General features: G+C 66.5%; 16 protein-coding genes. 10 read left to right on the forward strand and 6 right to left on the reverse strand.

What is annotated here, in order from left to right:
* Position 1 precedes the first annotated feature (1 nt).
* The 7 genes from EAE28_RS06565 (at position 2) to cynS (ending at position 7,321) form a co-directional block, all read left to right on the forward strand.
* Positions 2–760 (forward strand): glycerophosphodiester phosphodiesterase family protein, encoded by a 759-nt coding sequence (locus tag EAE28_RS06565; protein WP_127105029.1) that lies wholly within the window; start codon positions 2–4, stop codon positions 758–760.
* Entirely contained in the window at positions 760–1,845 is a 1,086-nt protein-coding gene (locus EAE28_RS06570; protein WP_127105030.1) for a CaiB/BaiF CoA transferase family protein, read from the forward strand. The genes EAE28_RS06565 and EAE28_RS06570 overlap by 1 nt, the downstream gene beginning before the upstream one ends.
* Positions 1,842–3,215, forward strand: a complete 1,374-nt coding sequence (locus EAE28_RS06575; protein ID WP_127105031.1) for an NAD(P)/FAD-dependent oxidoreductase — start codon at positions 1,842–1,844, stop codon at positions 3,213–3,215. The genes EAE28_RS06570 and EAE28_RS06575 overlap by 4 nt, the downstream gene beginning before the upstream one ends.
* Positions 3,216–3,296: 81 nt before the next feature.
* Positions 3,297–3,749 (forward strand): RrF2 family transcriptional regulator, encoded by a 453-nt coding sequence (locus EAE28_RS06580; RefSeq protein ID WP_127105032.1) that lies wholly within the window; start codon positions 3,297–3,299, stop codon positions 3,747–3,749.
* A 489-nt stretch (positions 3,750–4,238) separates the two neighbouring features.
* The gene (locus tag EAE28_RS06585) at positions 4,239–5,075 is read left to right on the forward strand and encodes a formate/nitrite transporter family protein (RefSeq protein ID WP_127105033.1); all 837 of its coding nucleotides are present in this window, start codon (positions 4,239–4,241) and stop codon (positions 5,073–5,075) included.
* Positions 5,076–5,131: 56 nt separating this feature from the next.
* Positions 5,132–6,865 carry a bifunctional protein-serine/threonine kinase/phosphatase gene (locus tag EAE28_RS06590; protein ID WP_127105034.1) on the forward strand — a complete coding sequence of 578 codons (1,734 nt, stop codon included), beginning with the start codon at positions 5,132–5,134 and terminating at the stop codon, positions 6,863–6,865.
* A 12-nt stretch (positions 6,866–6,877) separates the two neighbouring features.
* Positions 6,878–7,321 carry a cyanase gene (gene cynS, locus EAE28_RS06595; RefSeq protein WP_127105035.1) on the forward strand — a complete coding sequence of 148 codons (444 nt, stop codon included), beginning with the start codon at positions 6,878–6,880 and terminating at the stop codon, positions 7,319–7,321.
* Positions 7,322–7,439: 118 nt separating this feature from the next.
* On the opposite strand, the gene EAE28_RS06600 is transcribed toward cynS, so the two are convergent.
* Both EAE28_RS06600 and EAE28_RS06605 read right to left on the reverse strand, forming a co-directional pair.
* A complete protein-coding gene (locus EAE28_RS06600; protein WP_127105036.1) occupies positions 7,440–8,078 on the reverse strand; it encodes a GntR family transcriptional regulator in 639 nt (212 codons plus the stop codon).
* On the reverse strand, positions 8,075–9,076 hold the full coding sequence (locus EAE28_RS06605; protein WP_127105037.1) for a phosphotransferase: 1,002 nt from the start codon (positions 9,074–9,076) through the stop codon (positions 8,075–8,077). Before EAE28_RS06605 ends, EAE28_RS06600 begins: the two co-directional genes overlap by 4 nt.
* Positions 9,077–9,202: 126 nt before the next feature.
* On the opposite strand from EAE28_RS06605, the gene EAE28_RS06610 reads away from it, so the two are divergent.
* Together EAE28_RS06610 and EAE28_RS06615 are read left to right on the forward strand one after the other, a co-directional pair.
* Positions 9,203–10,471, forward strand: a complete 1,269-nt coding sequence (locus EAE28_RS06610) for an acyl-CoA dehydrogenase family protein (protein WP_127105038.1) — start codon at positions 9,203–9,205, stop codon at positions 10,469–10,471.
* 96 nt (positions 10,472–10,567) lie between these two features.
* The gene (locus tag EAE28_RS06615; RefSeq protein WP_127105039.1) at positions 10,568–11,347 is read left to right on the forward strand and encodes an SDR family NAD(P)-dependent oxidoreductase; all 780 of its coding nucleotides are present in this window, start codon (positions 10,568–10,570) and stop codon (positions 11,345–11,347) included.
* A 147-nt stretch (positions 11,348–11,494) separates the two neighbouring features.
* Here the strand turns inward: EAE28_RS06615 and glyS are convergent, their stop codons facing one another.
* The 3 genes from glyS to EAE28_RS06630 are packed head-to-tail and all read right to left on the reverse strand — an operon-like array spanning position 11,495 to position 15,213.
* Positions 11,495–13,768, reverse strand: a complete 2,274-nt coding sequence (gene glyS, locus EAE28_RS06620; RefSeq protein ID WP_127105040.1) for a glycine--tRNA ligase subunit beta — start codon at positions 13,766–13,768, stop codon at positions 11,495–11,497.
* A gap of 3 nt (positions 13,769–13,771) precedes the next feature.
* Positions 13,772–14,275 carry a DUF6446 family protein gene (locus tag EAE28_RS06625; protein ID WP_246022294.1) on the reverse strand — a complete coding sequence of 168 codons (504 nt, stop codon included), beginning with the start codon at positions 14,273–14,275 and terminating at the stop codon, positions 13,772–13,774.
* A complete protein-coding gene (locus EAE28_RS06630) occupies positions 14,272–15,213 on the reverse strand; it encodes a glycine--tRNA ligase subunit alpha (protein ID WP_127105042.1) in 942 nt (313 codons plus the stop codon). The genes EAE28_RS06625 and EAE28_RS06630 overlap by 4 nt, the downstream gene beginning before the upstream one ends.
* Positions 15,214–15,435: 222 nt before the next feature.
* Between EAE28_RS06630 and EAE28_RS06635 the strand changes: the two genes are divergently transcribed.
* Complete coding sequence (locus EAE28_RS06635; protein WP_127105043.1) at positions 15,436–17,283, forward strand: serine protease; 1,848 nt, start codon at positions 15,436–15,438, stop codon at positions 17,281–17,283.
* A gap of 287 nt (positions 17,284–17,570) precedes the next feature.
* Here EAE28_RS06635 and EAE28_RS06640 read toward each other — a convergent pair whose 3' ends face one another.
* On the reverse strand, positions 17,571–18,047 hold the full coding sequence (locus tag EAE28_RS06640) for a DUF1203 domain-containing protein (RefSeq protein ID WP_127105044.1): 477 nt from the start codon (positions 18,045–18,047) through the stop codon (positions 17,571–17,573).
* Positions 18,048–18,078: the final 31 nt, after the last annotated feature.

Below are 18,078 nucleotides of genomic sequence, written 5' to 3' on the forward strand. Positions count from 1 at the left end.
GATGTCCCCGCACGGTTATCTTGCGCATGCGCGCCCCGTTCCCATCGCCCATCGCGGCGGTTCGCTCGAGGCCGAGGAAAACACCCTCCCCGCCTTTGCCCGCGCCGTGGCGATGGGCTATCGCCATGTCGAAACCGATGTCCACCTGACCCGCGACGGCGAGGTGGTCATTCACCACGATCCGACGCTGGCCCGCATGACCGGCGATCCGCGTGCGATTGCGACGATGAGCTGGGCCGAACTGTCGCGCGTGCGCACGCCCGGCGGCGCCTCGATCCCCCGGCTGAGCGATCTGCTGGAAGAGCATCCCGAGCTTTTGGTGAATATCGAGGCCAAGTCCGACGCGGTCATCGACCCGCTGGCCAGCCTGCTGCAGCGCTCGGGGGCAATGACCCGCTGCGGCGCGGCCAGCTTCACCGGGTCGCGCACCACCCGGCTGCGCGCACAACTGGGCGCGCCACTGTGCTGGTCACCCTCGTATCGCGGCGTGCTGGGAGTGTGGCTGGGCGGCTGGGGCCTGCCGCTGCCACGCGCCGATTTCCCGGTGGTGCAGGTGCCGCTGAAATATCGCGGCATCGACATCGTGACGCGGCGCTTTGTGCGCGCCGCGCACAAACGGGGTGTGCAGGTGCAGGTCTGGACGGTCAATGACGCCGCCGAGATGCGCAGGCTGCTGGATCTGGGCGTCGATGGCATCATGACCGACCGACCGTCGGTTCTGAAGGACGTGCTGATCGCGCGCGGCGAATGGAGGGACTGATGCTGGAAGGGATACGGATCGTCGAGATCGAGGGGCTGGGCCCTGGCCCGTTTGCCGCGATGATGCTGGCCGATCTGGGGGCCGAGGTGATCTGCGTGCAGCGCCCCGGAGCCGCGCCCCTGCCCGGCGCGCCGGAAACCTCGCTGCTGGACCGCGGCAAGAAAACCATCGCGCTGGACCTGAAATCCGAGGCCGACCGCGTCATTCTGCAAGCCCTGATCCGACGCGCCGACGCGCTGATCGAAGGCTTTCGCCCCGGCGTGATGGAGCGCCTTGGCCTTGGCCCGGCGGAATGTCACGGCTGGAACCCGCGTCTGGTGTACGGGCGCATGACCGGCTGGGGGCAGGACGGCCCCCGCGCGCTGGAGGCCGGGCACGACCTGAACTACATCGCGCTGTCGGGCGCTCTGTGGTACGCCTCGCTCCCCGGCCAGCCGCCGGTCACCCCGCCGACGCTGGTCGGCGATATCGGCGGTGGCGCGCTCTATCTGGTCAGCGGGATCCTGGCCGGGCTTCTTCACGCCGGACGCAGCGGCATGGGCACGGTGGTGGACGCGGCAATCGTCGACGGCTCGGCGCATATGATGTCGCTGATCATGCTGATGCAGGCCGGCGGGCGCTTTCAGGCCCAGCGCGGCGCGTCGATGCTGGACGGCCCGCACTGGTCGCGCAGCTACGTCTGTGCAGATGGCGGATTTGTCTCGGTCCAATGCCTCGAGCCGCAGTTCTACGCCCAGTTCCTGTCGCTTTTGTCCCTGTCCGACGACCCCGCCTTCGCCCGCCAGAACGATCCGGCCAGCTGGCCTGCAGCCACCGGCCAACTGGCGGCGCTGTTTGCCAGCCAACCCCGCGATCACTGGACGGCTTTGTTTGCGGGCTCGGATGCCTGCGTCGCGCCCGTTCTGACCCCGGCCGAGGCAGCCGCCGATCCGCATCTGGTGGCGCGCGGCACATGGACGGACACAGGCGGCGCGCTGCAACCGCGCCCGGCCCCGCGCTTTGACGGCATTGCGCGCGACCCCGGCCCGGCCCCGGCCCGCGACCAGCACCGCACCGAGATCCTCAAGACGCTGGGGATGGCATGACAACGCTCGGCAAGCTGTCATTCTGGTACGCCGATATCGGCCTTCCGACCGACCGCCGCGCGCCCCTGCCCGGCGACACTGACTGCGACGTCGCGATCATCGGGGCGGGCTATACCGGGCTTTGGGCCGCCTATTACCTCAAGCAGCAAGACCCCGGCCTGCGCGTCACCGTGCTGGAAAAGCACTTCGCGGGTTACGGCGCGTCTGGCCGCAACGGTGGCTGGCTGTCGGGCGGCTTCGCGTGGAACCAGGAGCGCTACGCGCAAACCAGCAGCCCCGAGGCCGTGCGCCGCATGGTCGCGGCGATGATGGGCACCGTGGACGAGGTGATCCGCGTGGCCGAGCATGAGGGCATCGACGCCGACATCCGCCGCTGCGACGAGCTGATGGTCGCCACCAACCCCGCCCAACTGGAGCGCCTGCGCGCCGAGGCCGCGCACAGGACGCAGTGGGGCGAAGGCGAGCGGGTATTTGAACTGGACGCCGAGGCGACGCGCGCCCGCATCAATATCCCCGGCGCGCTGGGGGCCATGGGGATCAGCGGCGTCGCCCGCATCCAGCCCGCCAAACTGGTGCGCGGTCTGGCGCAGGCGGTCGAACGGCTGGGCGTGACGATCCATGAAGAAACCGAGGTGACGGGCATCGCCGCAGGCCATGTCACCACCAACCGTGGCACCGTCCGCGCGCCAATCATCCTGCGCTGTACCGAGGGTTTCACCGCCACCCTGCCCGGTCTGGACCGCGAATGGCTGCCGATGAACTCGGCGCAGATCGTCACCGAACCGCTTTCGCCCGAGATCTGGGCGCAGATCGGCTGGGACGGGCATGAGATCCTCGGCGATTTCGACCACACCTATTGCTACTGCCAGCGCACCCGCGAGGGGCGCATCACGGTGGGTGCGCGCGGTATCCCCTATCGTTTCGGCTCGGCCATCGACCGGGACGGCACGCCCGATGCGGAAACCGTGCGCCGCCTGACCGCGATCCTGCACCGCCATTTCCCCGCCGCGCGGCAGGCCAAAATCGACCACGCATGGTGCGGCGTACTGGGCGTGCCGCGTGACTGGTGCGCAACGGTGGGCCTGGGCGCGGATGGGATCGGCTGGGCGGGCGGTTACGTGGGCGTCGGGGTGTCCACCTCGAACCTTGCGGGGCGCACGCTGGCGGCGCTGGCGCTGGGAACGGGCGGGCCACTGACCACGCTGCCCTGGGTCAACCGCCGCCCGAAAGCCTGGGAGCCCGAGCCGCTGCGCTGGATGGGCGTGCGGGCGATGTACCGGCTCTACGCCATGGCCGACCGGGCCGAGGCGGCGGGCGGACCGCCGTCGCGCCTTGCCGCATGGGGCAACCGGCTGACCGGACGCGGGTAAGCGCACGGCGTCACAACCCTTGCCTGCACGCCTTGCGCCCCGCATTGTACCTTCGGCGCCGTTGCATCGAGTGTATCGCTGATGAATCTGTCAAAGTTTACGGACTATTCGCTGCGCGTTTGCCTGTATCTGGCGGCACATAATGAGCGGGTCGTCCCGATCTCGGAACTGGCCCGCTCGCACAGGATCCCGCAAAGCAGCGTGATGAAAGTCGTCAACCGGCTTGTCGACGGCGGCTTTCTCAGCAGCACGCGCGGACGGGCTGGCGGTGTGCGCCTGTCGCAACCCGCAACGGCAACCAGCGTCGGCGCGATCGTGCGGCACATGCAGGGACATGATCAGTTGGTGGATTGCTCAACCTGCATTCTCAAGGGCTCGTGCGGACTGGTCGGCGCGTTGCGGCATGCAAAAGAGACGTTTTATCAAATGCTGGACCAGACAACGCTGACGGATGTGCTGGCATCGCATTCCCGCACCCTGCCGATCCTGCTGGACGCAAGCGCCACCGCGCGCGGCGACGCCGCCGAGGCCTGATCGCCCCGCGATTCGCCGCTGGTGGGACGCGCGCTACAGACGCGCCTGTTTACAACGCGCCAAGGAACCGGGCAGCCAGTGCCACGCGGGCCGTGCGGTCGCTGAAAGCTTGGGCGCTATGCGTCGGGCTGCGTCCGTTTGCCCGCAAAACCCCCTGTCGTGCCGCGCCGGGACTTGCCTGAGAACGCGCGCCGCGACAGCATCACCACAGGCGCTTTTCACGCGTCGAGGGATCGCAAGGGCGCGGTCCGCGCTTATCGCCCCACCGGGGCACGCAGCAACGGCGCTGCATCTTTCCAATACGACGGCTCCACTCCGGGGCCTTGGCAAAGATGGATCGCCCGATGCCCCTGTTTTCCGACACATCCCGGCCAACCATCCAAAGCTGTTGCTCGCGGCAGCGGCCTGCGTGCGGTTCGGCTCGGTGATTTCCCCCCTTCAAACGTGGTTCTGACGGACCGCCGACATTCTCAACAAAGGGCCCCCTGCATGTCATATGTACAACCTGCTGAATTCGCGGCGAAGATGATCGACGCCGGTGAATCCAAGATCTTCATGTCGACCAAAGACACCCTGATCCGCTCGTATATGGCGGGCGCTATCCTTGCGCTGGCGGCGGCCTTTGCCGTCACCATCGCGGTGAACACCGGCAATTTCCTTGTGGCCTCGCTGCTGTTTCCGGTCGGGTTCTGCATGCTCTATCTGCTGGGCTTTGATCTGCTGACCGGCGTCTTCACGCTGGCCCCGCTGGCGGTGATCGCCAAGCGACCCGGCGCCACCTGGAGTGGCGTGCTGCGCAACTGGGGGCTGGTGTTTGTCGGCAACTTTGGCGGCGCGCTGACGGTGGCGCTGTTCATGGCGATCATCTTCACCATGGGTTTCACACAGGAGCCCAATGACGTCGGCGTGCGCATCGGCCATATCGGCGAAGGCCGCACGCTGGGCTACGCCGCTGCCGGGTTTGGCGGCATGCTGACGCTCTTTGTCCGCGCGGTGATGTGCAACTGGATGGTCTCGACCGGCGTTGTCGCGGCAATGATGTCGACCTCGGTCTCGGGCAAGATCATGGCGATGTGGATGCCGATCCTGGTGTTCTTCTACCTTGGGTTCGAGCATTCGATCGTCAACATGTTCCTGTTCCCCTCGGGCATCATGCTGGGCGGGCAGTTCACCTGGGCGGATTACTTCCTCTATAACGAGATCCCCACCGTGATCGGTAACCTTGTCGGCGGCCTGACCTTTGTCGGCGCGATGATCTATTCCACGCATTACAAAACCTCGCCCAAGCGCAACGCGGGCAGCAGCGTCGGCGTCCCGGCCGAATGAACGCGCCTGCCCCGGCCCTTCAGTGGGCCGGGGCTTTCACGACAGGGATCACCGGCATGCCCAAAGATACCACCAGCCCCGCGCTTGCGCTGTCGCTCGGACAGGCATCCTCGGCGGGGGTGAAGCCGGTTAACCAGGATTTCCACGGCGCGCTGATCCCCTCGGGGCCGGTTCTGGCCCTCAAAGGTGCGGTGATCGCGCTGGCGGACGGGATTTCGACCTCGACCCATAGCGCAGCAGCCGCGCAGACGGCCGTTACCGCGCTGCTGACCGACTATTACGCGACACCCGACAGTTGGACCGTGCGCACCGCTGCCAGCCGGGTGATCGACGCAACCAACGCCTGGCTGCATGCCCAAAGCGGCTATGCCGGGACCAGCGACGCGGATCACGGCTATGTCTGCACGCTGGCCTGCCTCATCCTGAAAGCCCGCAGCGCGCATCTGTTTCATGTCGGGGACAGCCGGATCTGGCGGCTGGCAGGCGGCTCGCTGGAGCCGCTGACGCAGGATCACCGGCTGGCGCTGGGTGGCGAGAGTGTCCTGTCGCGCGCCATGGGAGCGCAGGACCGGGTCGAGATCGACCATCGGGTCGAGGCCCTGCGTGTGGGCGACGTCTATCTGCTGACCACCGACGGGGTGCACGACCATTGGGACGCGCGTCAGGTTGCCAAGCTGCTGGCCGTGTCGGACGATCTTGCGGCCACCGCCCGCCACATCGTCGATGCCGCACTGGCCGCAGGCAGCACGGACAATCTGACGGTCCAGATCCTGCGCATCGACGCGCTGCCGCCCGGTGATGCCACCGGGCTGGAACCCAGCCCGCTCCCGATCCCCGCGCTGCCGGCCAACGGCGGAAGGATGGACGGCTACACCATCCTGCGCAGCCTGCACGGCAACCACCGCTCGCATCTGTTCCTCGCCCTCGCCCCGGATGGCCGCAAGGTGGCGCTGAAAATCCCGGCCAGCGAGATGCGCGACGACCCGGACGCCCTGCGCCGCTTTGCAATGGAGGAATGGATCGCGCGCCGGCTGTCCTCGCCCCATCTGATGAGCGCGCCCGAGGATCTGACCCCGCGCAACGCGTTCTACGCGGTGACCGATTACATCGACGGCCAGACCCTGAGGCAATGGATGACCGATCATCCAAAACCGCAGATCGAACAGGTCCGCGACATCGTCGAGCAGGTGATCAAGGGCCTGCGCGCCCTGCACCGGCGCGAGATGCTGCATCAGGATCTGCGCCCCGAGAACATCATGATCGACACCAACGGCACGGTGAAACTGATCGACTTTGGCGCGGCGTATGTGGCGGGCGTGCAGGAAGCCGCCCCGTCGCGCGAGGAGGACGGCATTCTGGGCACCTACCAATACACCGCACCCGAGTATTTCGCCAACGAGCCGGTCAGCTGGCGCGCCGATCTCTATGCGTTGGGGGTGATCACCTACGAGATGCTCACCGGCACCCTGCCCTATGGCACGCAGGTCGCCAAGGTGCGCAGCCCGCGCGACCGAATGCGGCTGCGGTATCGCTCGGCCAGAACGGAAAAGAACCCGCTGCCTGACTGGCTGGATGCCGCGCTGGCCCGCGCCGTGCACCCCGACCCGGCGCGCCGGCCCGAGGCGCTGTCCGCCTTCGCCGCCGAGTTGCGCGCGCCCTCGCTGACCTACCGCGCCCGCACCAAACCGCCGCTGATCGAGCGCAACCCCGAGCGGTTCTGGAAAACCACCTCGGCCCTGCTGGCGCTGGCCTGCGCGTCCCTGCTGATAACCCTGCTCAACACCCCCTGAAGGAGCCTTGCGATGATGACCAAAGACGATGTTGCCCTGCTGATCCTGACCGCCAAGAAAGCCGCCGGCCTGACCTGGACCGGCATCGCCGACAGCCTCAGCCTGTCGCCGGTGTTCACCCATTCCGCCTGCGTCGGCATGAACGCCTTTCCGCAAGCGAAGGCCGAGGCTTTGGTTGCCCTGCTGGGCCTGCCGGACGAGGCCGTGGGCGTGCTGGCGGAAAGTCCCAGCAAGGTCTTCGCCCAGACGGTGCCGACCGATCCCTGCATCTATCGGTTTTACGAGATTGTCGGCGTCTATGGCCCGACACTGAAGGCGCTGATCCATGAGGAATTCGGCGACGGAATCATGTCGGCGATTGATTTCGAGATGTCGGTGACACGGCAGGCCAATCCCAAGGGCGACCGCGTGAAGGTCGAGATGTCGGGCAAGTATCTGCAGTACAACGTCTGGTAAGACTGGCGGCGGCGCGCCGGTGCCCGAGACCCGGGGGGTTTTCCACCCCCCGGACCCCCCGGAGGATATTTTCAGACAGAAAATGAGGGTTAAGGGGGTGTTAAGGTTAATCGGATGGTCAGTCGGGCGCGAAAGCGTTGTCGGGGAGGTTTGGCAGCGCGGCGATGAGGGCGCGGATATGGCTGCGGGCGGCGTCTTCGGCGGCATCGGGTCGGCCTGCGGCGACGGCGGCCACAAGCGCAGTGCGCGCCGGGCGGCCGGGTGGGCGGTTCAGGCGCAGCTGTGCGCGGATCAGGTGGACCTGTAGCAGGGGCAACAGCCGGTCGAGCTCGGCATTGCCCGCCAACGTGGTTAACGCCCGGTAGTAGCGCGCGCGGATGCGCGCCCGTTCGCCCGGAACCGCGGCGTCATAGTCTCGCGCTGCCGCGATCAGCGGCGCGGGATCGGCCCCCGCCGCCACCGCCTCGGCGGCCTGCCGCGCCGCGAGGCCCAGCAACAGATCCGTCACCCGCAGCACATCTTGCGCCGCCCGGCGGCCGAGCAGGCGGATCTGCGCGCCGCGATGGGGCGCCTGCACCACGATCCCGCTTGCCGCCAACCGCCCCAGCCCTTCGCGCACGGTCGAGCGCCCCAGCCCGTAGCGCGCCATCAGATCCGGTTCAGCCAGCCGCTGACCGGGGACAAAGCGCCCCTCGGCCAGTCCTTGCAGCACATCGCGCACCAGCGCCTCGGGACCGGACGGCGCGTCGGCGTTCACCGTTTCACCATGCCCCAGGCGATGTCGGCCAGCGGTCCGGCGACCTTGCCCATTTCGGCCGCCTTGGGGTCATTCGCCGTGCCATCCTGCGCGCGCTTGGCGATGCCCTGCACGATGGCGGCAATACGGAAAAGGCTGAGAATGATGTAAAAGTCGAAGTTTTCGGGCCGTTCGCGCCCGGTCTTGGCGCACCACAGGTCGATATAGTCACTTTCCGTGGGGATGCCCAACGCCGCGAGATCGACGCCCCCCAGCCCGCGGAAGATCCCCGGCACGATGCGCCAGACCATCACGTTATAGGCGAAATCGGCATAGGGATCGCCCAGCGTCGACAACTCCCAGTCCAGCACCCCCAGCACGCGCGGTTCGGTCGGGTGGAACAGCAGGTTGTCCAGCCGGAAGTCGCCATGCGCGATGCGCACCTCTTCGGGCGTGGTCGGCATCGCCTGTGGCAGCCAGTCGATGAGCGCATCCATCGAGGGGATCGAAACCGTCTCGCTGGCGCGGTACTGTTTGGACCAGCGCGAGATCTGCCGCTCGACATAGCCGCCCTGCCGCCCGTAATCGCCCAGACCCACGGCGACGGGATCGACCAGTGAAATCTTTGCGATGGCGTCATTCATCGCCTCGAATACCGCCCCGCGCTCTGCCGGGGTCATGGCGGGCAGGCGCGGATCCCACAGCGTGCGGCCCTCCAGATACTCCATGACGAAGAACATCGAGCCCATGACGCTCTCGTCCTCGCACAGCGCCAGCATGCGCGGGACCGGCACATCGGTGGCCCCCAGCGCCTTCATCACGCGGTATTCACGGTCCACCTGATGCGCCGAAGGCAGCACCTTGCCCACCGGCTTTTGCCGCAACACATAGCGGCCCGACGCCGCCTCGACCCGCCAGGTCGGGTTGGATTGCCCGCCCGCCAGCCGCGTCATGGTCAGCGGCCCCTGAAACCCCGCGACATGCGCCTGCATCCACGCGCTCAGTTCTGCTTCGGCCATGTGGCACCCTCCCCGTTTGGCGTAAGGATGGCGGGCGGTCGCCGGGCCGTCAAGGTAGATCGTCAGACGATCTTGTCAGATGCCAATGTGCCCGCTAGGCTCACCCGAACTCAGGAGGAGGATAGCATGGTTCCCGACAAATCCGCCCGTGTGCTTGACTACGAAGCCCGCCTCACGGCGTTCATGGACGAGCACATCTACCCCAACGAGGCGCGGTTTTTCCGCGACGCCGAGGAACTCGGCCCCTTCGCCGTCTATCCGCTGTTCGACGAACTCAAACCGCTGGCGCGCGCGGCGGGCCTGTGGAACCTCTTCCTGCCCGACAGCGACCGGGGCGCGGGTCTGTCGAATGTCGAATACGGCTATCTGTGCGAGATCATGGGGCGCAGCTTCCTTGCGCCCGAGGTGTTCAACTGCAACGCCCCCGACACCGGCAATATGGAGGTCATCGAGCGCTACGGCTCCGAGGCCGACAAGGAACGCTGGCTGAAGCCTCTGCTCAACGGCGAGATCCGCTCGTGCTTTGCGATGACCGAACCCGCCGTGGCGTCGTCGGATGCGACGAATATTCAGGCCGAGATCAGGCGCGACGGCGATGACTACGTCATCAACGCGCATAAATGGTACACCACCGGCGCGTCGAACCCCAAGACCAAGATCTGCATCTTCATGGGCAAGACGGATGCGTCGAACCCCGACCGCCATAAGCAACAGTCGATGATTCTGGTGCCGATGGACACGCCCGGTATCACCGTGACCCGCTCGCTGCCGGTGTTCGGCTATTACGGCGTGCCCGACCGAGCGTCGGAAGTGCTGTTCGAGAATGTCCGCGTCCCCGCCGCCAACCTGCTGCTGGGCGAAGGCCGAGGGTTCGAGATCGCGCAAGGCCGCCTCGGGCCGGGGCGTATCCACCATTGCATGCGCACCATCGGCATGGCCGAGCGCCTGCTGGAAATCATGATCGACCGTACACTCCAGCGCGTCGCCTTCGGCAAACCGGTGTCCGAACAGGGCGTCACCCGCGAACGCATCGCCGAGGCGCGGATCATGATCGACCAGTGCCGCCTGCTGACGCTGCACGCCGCGCACAAGATGGACACCGTCGGCAACAAGGAAGCCCGCGCCGAGATCGCCATGATCAAAATCGCCGCCCCCACCATGGCCTGCCAGATTGCCGACTGGGCCATTCAGGCCTGCGGCGGCGGCGGCACTGGCAATGATTTCGGCACCGCGCTGGCTTATGCCGGGCTGCGTACGCTGCGGCTGGCCGATGGGCCCGACGAGGTCCACCGCGACCAGCTGGCGCGGATGGAGATCAAGAAGCGCAAGGGCCTGAACCACCCGGGCTGGGAGCCGATGGTCACCAGCCGCGGCCGCAACCCCGCGCTGTCCTGATTCCATCATCTTGTCGCAAATACTCTGGGGGTGAAGGCGCGGCACACGCCGAGGGGGCAAGGCCCCCTCCCCCGCCCCAACCACAGGAGCCCCGCCATGGATCTCACCGGTAAAACCGCCCTCATCACCGGCGCCGCAGGCGGTATCGGGCGCGCCACGGCGCGGCTGATGGCGCAGCAGGGGGCAGCGGTCGTTGTCGCCGACCTAAATGAAGCGGTGCTCGAAACCGCTGCGATGATCAAGGCAGCGGGTGGTCAGGCCGAGGCCCTCGTTACCGATTGCGCGACGGATGAGGGCGTCGAGGCGATCGTCGCGCGGGCGATGGAGCGTTTCGGCAGCCTGGACATCCTGCACGCCAATGCAGGGATTACCGGCGGGCTGCTGCCGCGCCTCGACACCTCCAGCGCGGATTTCATGGAGGTGCTGCGCATCAACCTGCTGGGGCCCTGGATCGCGATCCGCACCGCCCTGCCGCAGATGCAGGCGGGCGGGGCGATCATCTGCACCGCCTCGGTCGCGGGGTTGCGCGCCGGGGCGGGGCCGATCCCCTACTCGGCGTCCAAGGCCGGGGTGGTCAATCTAGTACAGAGCACGGCGATGGCGCTGACCGGGCGCGGCATCCGGGTGAACGGTGTCGCCCCCGGGCTGATCGACACGCCGATGACCGCGCCCTTGTTCGACGACGCCCGTGCGCGGGGACGCGAGGACCGGATCGGCCAGCTTAACCCGCTGCGGCGCGGCGGAGAGGCGCAGGAGATCGCCGAGGCGGTCGTCTGGCTCGCCTCGGACGCGGCGCGCTATGTGAACGGGCAGGTGCTGGCGGTGGACGGCGGGCTGTCGTCGCAGTTGCCGTTCACGCCGAAATGGTCGATCTGAGCGGGAAACAGAAAGGGGGGCCTTCTGCCCCCCTCTTCGCTTTCAGCGAATTCACCCCCCGAGGATATTTGAAGAGCAAAGAGGGGCGCGGTTAACGGGCTGTTAACCTTGCGCTTCATCTTGCTCTAAATACGCCTATCCGCCCGGTCAGCCATCCAGCCGCGTGAGGTCTGCGACACCCGCGCAGATGGCGCGGATGCGGTGGAGCAGGTTCAGCCGGTTGCGGCGGACGATGGCGTTGTCGGTGTTAATCTGCGTCGCGGTGAAGAACGCATCAATCGGGGCGCGCAGGGTGGCCATGGCGGCCATGGCGGTCGCGAAGTCTTCTTTGGCCATGGCGGGCGCGATGGCGGCTTCGGCCTCATCAAGGGCGGTGAAGAGCGCACGCTCCTCATCGGTCTCGGCGAATTTGGGATCGGCACCGAAGGAGTATTCGACACCGTCCTTGGCCTCGGCCTGGGACAGGATGTTGTTGGCGCGCTTGTAGCCCTGGATCAGGTTCTCGCCGTCGTCGGTTTTCAGCACATCGCTGAGCGCCGTCGCCCGGTTGACCAGCAACGTGAGGTCATCGTTGCCGGGCATGGCGAGGCAGGCGTCGATGACGTCATGGCGGATGCCTTGGTCGCGTAGGTAGACTTTGAGGCGGTCGTGGAAGAAGGCGAGGAGGTCGGCGCTAACGATTGCTGGTTTTTCGTAGGAGCAAAGCCAAGCGGCCTCGTCAGTCGAAGCTAGCACTTCCTCTTCACGATATGGGACGCGAAGGACATGCAACTGAAAGGTGCTATCTTCCAGATATTTGTGATCGAAATTGAAACCGCCAGCGGCTCCATCGCCAGCGCCCTCCCCCCGAAATTCGGCGTATAGACGTTTCTGGTATGCGAGCTGCTTCAAAGCAATGACGGAAGCTACCTCAGCCAATGAATTGAGCGAGCCGCGCACCCCATTCCCCACCACCAACCGAATAACCCCCAGTGCCGCCCGACGCAGCGCAAACGGGTCTTTCGAGCCGGTGGGTTTCTCGTCAATCGCCCAGAATCCGGTCAGCGTGTCGATCTTGTCGGCCAGCGCGACGGCGACGGAAATTGGCTCGGAGGGCACGTCATCGGACGGACCCAGCGGCTGGTAATGCGCCTTGCAGGCGTTGGCCACGGCGTCGGGCTGGCCGTCGGCCTTGGCGTAATAGACGCCCATCGTGCCCTGCAGCTCGGGGAACTCGCCGACCATGGCGGATTGCAGATCGGCTTTGGCGATGCGGGCGGCTGTTTCGGCGGGGTCGGGATCGGCGCCGACCAGCGGGGCGATTTCGCGTGCGAGGGCACAAATGCGATCTATCCGCGCTTTCTGGCTGCCGAGTTTGTTGTGGAAGGTGACATTGGCCAGACCTTCGGCCATGCCCGAAAGCCCGACATTCGCCACCTCGCGCAAGTCGTTCTCCCAGAAGAATTTCGCATCCGACAACCGGGCGGCGAGCACCTTCTGATTGCCCTGCAGGATGGTCGCGCCGTTATCGGCGGTCTCGCGGTTTGCCACCGTCACAAAACGGACAATCTGCCCGTTGCCGGGTTTGCGCAGCGAGAAGAATTTCTGGTGCTCGCGCATCGAGGTTTGCAGCACCTCGGGCGGCAGGGACAGAAAGTCGGCCCCGATCTCGCCAACCAGCACCACGGGCCATTCGACCAGACCGGCGACCTCGGCCAGCAAGCCCTTGTCCTCGACCAGTTCCAGCCCCAGCGCGAAGGCCTGATTGCGGATCTCGTGCTCGATGATGTCGGCGCGCTCAGTCGCGTCCAGCACCACGAAGGCGCGTTTCAGCTTGGCGGCGTAATCGTCGAAATTGCTGACCTCGAACGCCCCCGGCGCCATGAAACGGTGCCCGCGCGTGGTGTTGCCGGCGACGATGCCGTCGATGTCGAGCGGCACCACCTCGGCCCCCGCTTCGGTAACCATCAGGGCGATGATCGAATGCAGCGGACGGACCCAGCGCAGGCTGCCCGAGCCCCAGCGCATCGCCTTGGGCCAGGGGAAATTGCGGATGGTTTTGTCCAGAACCTCGGACAGGATCTGAGGCGCGGGGCGGCCCGGTTTGGTCAGATGGGCGACGTAGAACGCGCCCTTCTTGTCCTCATGCGTGTGCAGCTGATCCATGCTCAGCCCGGTCGAGCGCAGGAAGCCTTCCAGCGCCTTTTCCGGTGCGCCGACCTTCGGCCCCTTGCGCTCTTCACGCTGGGTGGGGCTCTCAAGGCTCAGCCCTTCGATGGCCAGCACCAGCCGGCGCGGGGTCGAGAAGGCGCGGGCGTGGGCGTAGTGCAGCCCGCCTTCAACCAGACCATCGGTCACCAGCTTGCGCAGATCCTCGGCGGCGCGGGTCTGCATGCGGGCGGGGATTTCCTCGGAGAAGAGTTCGATCAGGACATCGGGCATGGCTTATCTCTCGGACGGGGGCGGACAGCCCTGCGGCAGGGGGCGTCCGTCGAAATGGGCTTCGCCGCAGGTGTTGACCTGCGGCCAGACATAGGCGCGACCATCGGGGTAGAGAGCCATCACATGGTCGAAACCATAGCGGAAATCGCCGTCGACCAGCACGGCGCGGGCCTGTCCGGCCTCAAGGTCACTGCCGATGGTTTCAGAGTCAAAGCAGCTGAACCAGCTGGGGCCGGTGAGAGGCGTCGGCTCGGCATAATCGACCATGTCAGGCAGGGTGCCGATCACGTCAAAACAGGCGCGGTAACGCAGCGGGGACGAGTCGCTGTCGATGCCCTCGAAATCCGCGATATCCAGACGGGCCGTGCCGCCACCGGGCGCGGCGACCTGATAGCCGATCTGCGGTTCCAGCGTGGTGTAATAGCCGTAGACCTGCAGGTAATACATCGCGATGCCTGCAACGGCGGCGCAGACGACGATGGCGATGGCCGCGATCCGGCCGGTCACGCGGTGACCTCGGCGCGCCAACCGCCGGCCTCGGTTTGCACGAAGGCGTCGGCGCAGGCTTTGGCCAAGGCGCGGACACGGCCGATATAGGCCTGCCGCTCGGTGACCGAGATCACGCCGCGCGCGTCAAGCAGGTTGAACAGGTGGCTGGCCTTGATGCACTGGTCATAGGCCGGGTGGACCATGATGATGCGCTTGCCGCTGTTGGGGTCGGCAGGCTCGAACGCCAGCAGGCGGCTGCATTCGGCCTCGGCATCCTCGAAATGACGCAGCAGCATCTCGGTGGTGGCAGCGTCGAAGTTGTGGCGCGAGTATTCCTGCTCGGTCTGGCGGAAGATATCGCCATAGGTCAGCGGGATCGGCGCTTGCGGGTCGTTGAACGGCATGTCCATGACGTGATCGATGCCCAGCACATACATCGCCAGCCGTTCCAGCCCATAGGTCAGCTCGCCCGAGACGGGGCGGCAGTCATGCCCGCCGACCTGCTGGAAATAGGTGAACTGGCTGACTTCCATGCCGTCGCACCAGACCTCCCAGCCCAGCCCCCAGGCGCCAAGGGTGGGGGATTCCCAGTCATCCTCGACAAAGCGGACATCATGTAGCGCGGTGTCGATGCCGATGGCGTCGAGCGATCCGAGATACAGATCCTGCATCGCGGGGGGGCTTGGTTTGATCAGCACCTGATATTGGTAGTAGTGCTGCATGCGGTTGGGGTTCTCGCCGTAGCGCCCGTCGGTGGGGCGGCGCGAGGGCTGCACATAGGCGGCAGCCCAGGGCTGACTGCCGAGGCTGCGCAACGTGGTGGCCGGGTGGAACGTGCCTGCACCGACCTCCATGTCATAGGGTTGCAGGATCGCGCAGCCTTGGGCGGCCCAATAGGCCTGAAGACGCAAGATGATCTCTTGAAAGCTGCGTGGCTTGTCGGTGCTGACGGACATCGGGGGCCTCGGCCTGTGCGGTTTAGCGCCTCAATAGGCGTGCCGCCGCGCGGGGTCAACGTCAGCGCCGGGGGCAGGAATCACTTGGCCGCCCCCGGCCGGGGAAAAAATGACACGCCTTGTGGACAGTCCACCGACTTGACTTACTTTTTATCGGTATCTCCTTGACGACCCTGATAGGGTCGCCAGGAATCAAGCCGTTCAATAATTCGTGGAACCGCCGTGACAGACCGTATCGTCAAAGTTATTTTCGCCGCTCTCTTTGCCCTTATCCTTGTGCCCGTTGCGGCACTGGCTCAGGCGACCCATTGGGTCCAAATCGAAGCCCATGCCACCCTGCGCACCGCCGAGGATTTCGCCACGCGGTATCAGACGCGCATCGGCGGCATCGCCGGGTTCCGCATCGCGGGGGGCTGGTACGCGCTGGCTGTCGGCCCTTTCGCCACCGCCGCCGAGGCTGAGGCCCGCCGCGCCGAGCTGATCGCCACGCGAGAGATCCGCGAAGACAGCTATGTCACCGACAACGCCATCTACGGCCAGCAGTTCTGGCCGGTTGGCGGCCAGCCGCCCGTGGTGGCACCGTCGCGTGACGTGACGCAGCCGACGGCACCCGCAGCGCAAGAGCCGGTCGCCGAGGCACCGCAAGAGCCCGTCGTTGCGCAAGCCGAGACGCCCGTCACGCCGGAGCCGGTCGTCCAAGCCCCGGTCACGCCCCGTGAGCCGACGATTGACGAATTGCCAAACGAACCGCTGGCTCAGGCGCGCCAGCTGGAACGCGACTGGTCGCGCGAAGACCGGATGGAGATCCAGACCGCCCTGCAATGGTTCGGTTTCTACCGCAGCCTCATCGACGCCGATTTCGGCCCCGGCACCCGCAACGCGATCGGCAACTGGCAGAGCGCGCGCGACTTCGAGCCGACGGGCTACCTGACCACCCGCCAGCGCGCCGTGCTGCTGACCGGCTATGAAAGCGCCGTTGCCCGCTATTCCTTCGGTCCTTTCCGCGATGAAGCCGCCGGGATCGAACTGACCCTGCCGCTGGGCATGGTCGCCTTTGACCGCCATGAAGCGCCCTTCTCGCATTTCAACGCGATCAACGGGTCGGGCATGCGCGTGTTGCTGATCAGCCAGGAAGGCTCGCAAAGCACGTTCTATGGTCTGTATGAAATCCTGCAAACGCTGGAAATCATCCCGCTGGACGGCGAACGTGACCGCTCGCGCGATCGCTTCACCATCACCGGCCGAAGCGCCACGGCGCGCGCGCAGGTTGAGGCCCGGCTGCAGAACGGCCAGATCAAGGGCTGGATCCTGCTTTGGGGCCCCGAGACGGACGACGACGCCGAAGTGATCATGTCGACCATGCGCGACAGCTTCCGCCCGATCGACGGCGTGCTGCCCTCGACGCTGGGCGCGACGGCTTCGACCGTGTCGCGCCGCGACCTGATCGCCGGGCTTGAGGTCCGCCGCCCGGATCGCTCGCGCTCGGGCTTCTTCGTGGACAGCGTCGGCACCGTGGTGACCACCGCCGAAGCCGTTGCGATGTGCGACCGGGTGACGATTGACGAGGCGTACCGCGCCACCGTCCGCTCGGTCGACCCGGCCACCGGCATCACCGTGCTGACGCCGCAAGACCCGCTGGTCCCGCTGGCCTTTGCCCAGTTCGCACCGAACCCGGCGTCGCTGGGCAGCGAGATCCGCGTGTCGGGCTTCAGCTATCAGGACACGCTGACCCGGCCCATCGTCACCTTCGGCCAGCTCAGCGAGATGACCGGCCTCGACGGCGAAGCCAACCTGCGCCGCCTGACGCTCAGCGCCCAACCCGGCGACTCGGGCGGCCCGGTGTTCGACAGCAACGGCGCGGTGATCGGCATGCTGCTGCCGCGCACCGAAACCCCGGGGCGCATGCTGCCCGACGACGTCAACTTCGCCGTCGACGGCGCTGCCATCCAGTCCGCGCTGACCGCCGGCGGGGCCACCCCCAGCGTGAGCCGCACGACCTCGCCGATGTCAGCCGAAATGCTGACGCGCATGTCGGCGGACCTGACGGTGCTGGTGTCCTGCTGGAACTGACCGGGCAACGGGAGCAGCGCGCGCGCGTCGCTCCCACCCACCCCCCGCTCGCGCGCCCTCGCTTTCTTGGTCAGGGCATCGCGGAGCGAGAGGCCGGGGTGAGTATTTGAGACAAGATGAAAAGGCGCGGTCCGCAAGGGCCGCGCCTCTTTCATGAACCTGACAACTTTATGCTTCAAATATCCTGGGGGGTGAATTTGGCGAAGCCAAAGAGGGGGGCAACGCCCCCCTGCCCGGTCGCCCGAGGGCGCGGCGGCGACAGCCGTCTCGGCCAAGGGCGAAACCCCTCACCCGTCGCCGCGCTCGACGCGCACGTGGTAACAGTTGTTGCTGGCCGAGCGGACATGCACAAACGCAATATCGTCACGCGCAAGCAAGTCGGCGCAACGCTCGATGATCCGGTCGGTCGGGGTTACGGCCCCCGTGCCATAAACGATCCGCTCATCGGCTGAGTAGCCGCGCACGATATACGCGGGCGCTGTCAGGAACGGCGGCAGGCTGCGCGACGGTGCAGCGCCGGGCACCTCATCCGCGGCCAGAAAAAGCGGGCCGGTTTCGGTATAGGGGTTCAGCCCCTCGAACGGGCGGTGGCCAACGACCAGATAGGCGCTGCCCTCGGGCAGGCGCTCAAGCGTATGGCGGCACGGAACGCCATCGCCGGGTTGGACGACACGGCGTTCGGGCGGCTGCCCGTTGGAATCGAGCCCACCCCGGCGGTAATGCGCGACGATGGCATCGGAGAGCGGAAGGAAGATCGGGTGCATGAGAGCCTCAAGGTTGCGACGCCCTTCTTGT

Origin of the sequence: Pararhodobacter zhoushanensis, assembly GCF_003990445.1 — a bacterium.
GTDB classification, from domain to species: domain Bacteria; phylum Pseudomonadota; class Alphaproteobacteria; order Rhodobacterales; family Rhodobacteraceae; genus Pararhodobacter; species Pararhodobacter zhoushanensis.

Coding starts and splice junctions, on each gene's coding strand:
- EAE28_RS06605 (WP_127105037.1), bottom strand. CDS start 9,076: ATGGCCGAAGCAGAACTGAGCGCGTGGATGCAGGCGCATGTCGCGGGG.
- EAE28_RS06565 (WP_127105029.1), top strand. CDS start 2: ATGTCCCCGCACGGTTATCTTGCGCATGCGCGCCCCGTTCCCATCGCC.
- cynS (WP_127105035.1), top strand. CDS start 6,878: ATGATGACCAAAGACGATGTTGCCCTGCTGATCCTGACCGCCAAGAAA.
- EAE28_RS06615 (WP_127105039.1), top strand. CDS start 10,568: ATGGATCTCACCGGTAAAACCGCCCTCATCACCGGCGCCGCAGGCGGT.
- EAE28_RS06580 (WP_127105032.1), top strand. CDS start 3,297: ATGAATCTGTCAAAGTTTACGGACTATTCGCTGCGCGTTTGCCTGTAT.
- EAE28_RS06630 (WP_127105042.1), bottom strand. CDS start 15,213: ATGTCCGTCAGCACCGACAAGCCACGCAGCTTTCAAGAGATCATCTTG.
- EAE28_RS06640 (WP_127105044.1), bottom strand. CDS start 18,047: ATGCACCCGATCTTCCTTCCGCTCTCCGATGCCATCGTCGCGCATTAC.
- EAE28_RS06570 (WP_127105030.1), top strand. CDS start 760: ATGCTGGAAGGGATACGGATCGTCGAGATCGAGGGGCTGGGCCCTGGC.
- EAE28_RS06585 (WP_127105033.1), top strand. CDS start 4,239: ATGTCATATGTACAACCTGCTGAATTCGCGGCGAAGATGATCGACGCC.
- glyS (WP_127105040.1), bottom strand. CDS start 13,768: ATGCCCGATGTCCTGATCGAACTCTTCTCCGAGGAAATCCCCGCCCGC.
- EAE28_RS06590 (WP_127105034.1), top strand. CDS start 5,132: ATGCCCAAAGATACCACCAGCCCCGCGCTTGCGCTGTCGCTCGGACAG.
- EAE28_RS06575 (WP_127105031.1), top strand. CDS start 1,842: ATGACAACGCTCGGCAAGCTGTCATTCTGGTACGCCGATATCGGCCTT.
- EAE28_RS06610 (WP_127105038.1), top strand. CDS start 9,203: ATGGTTCCCGACAAATCCGCCCGTGTGCTTGACTACGAAGCCCGCCTC.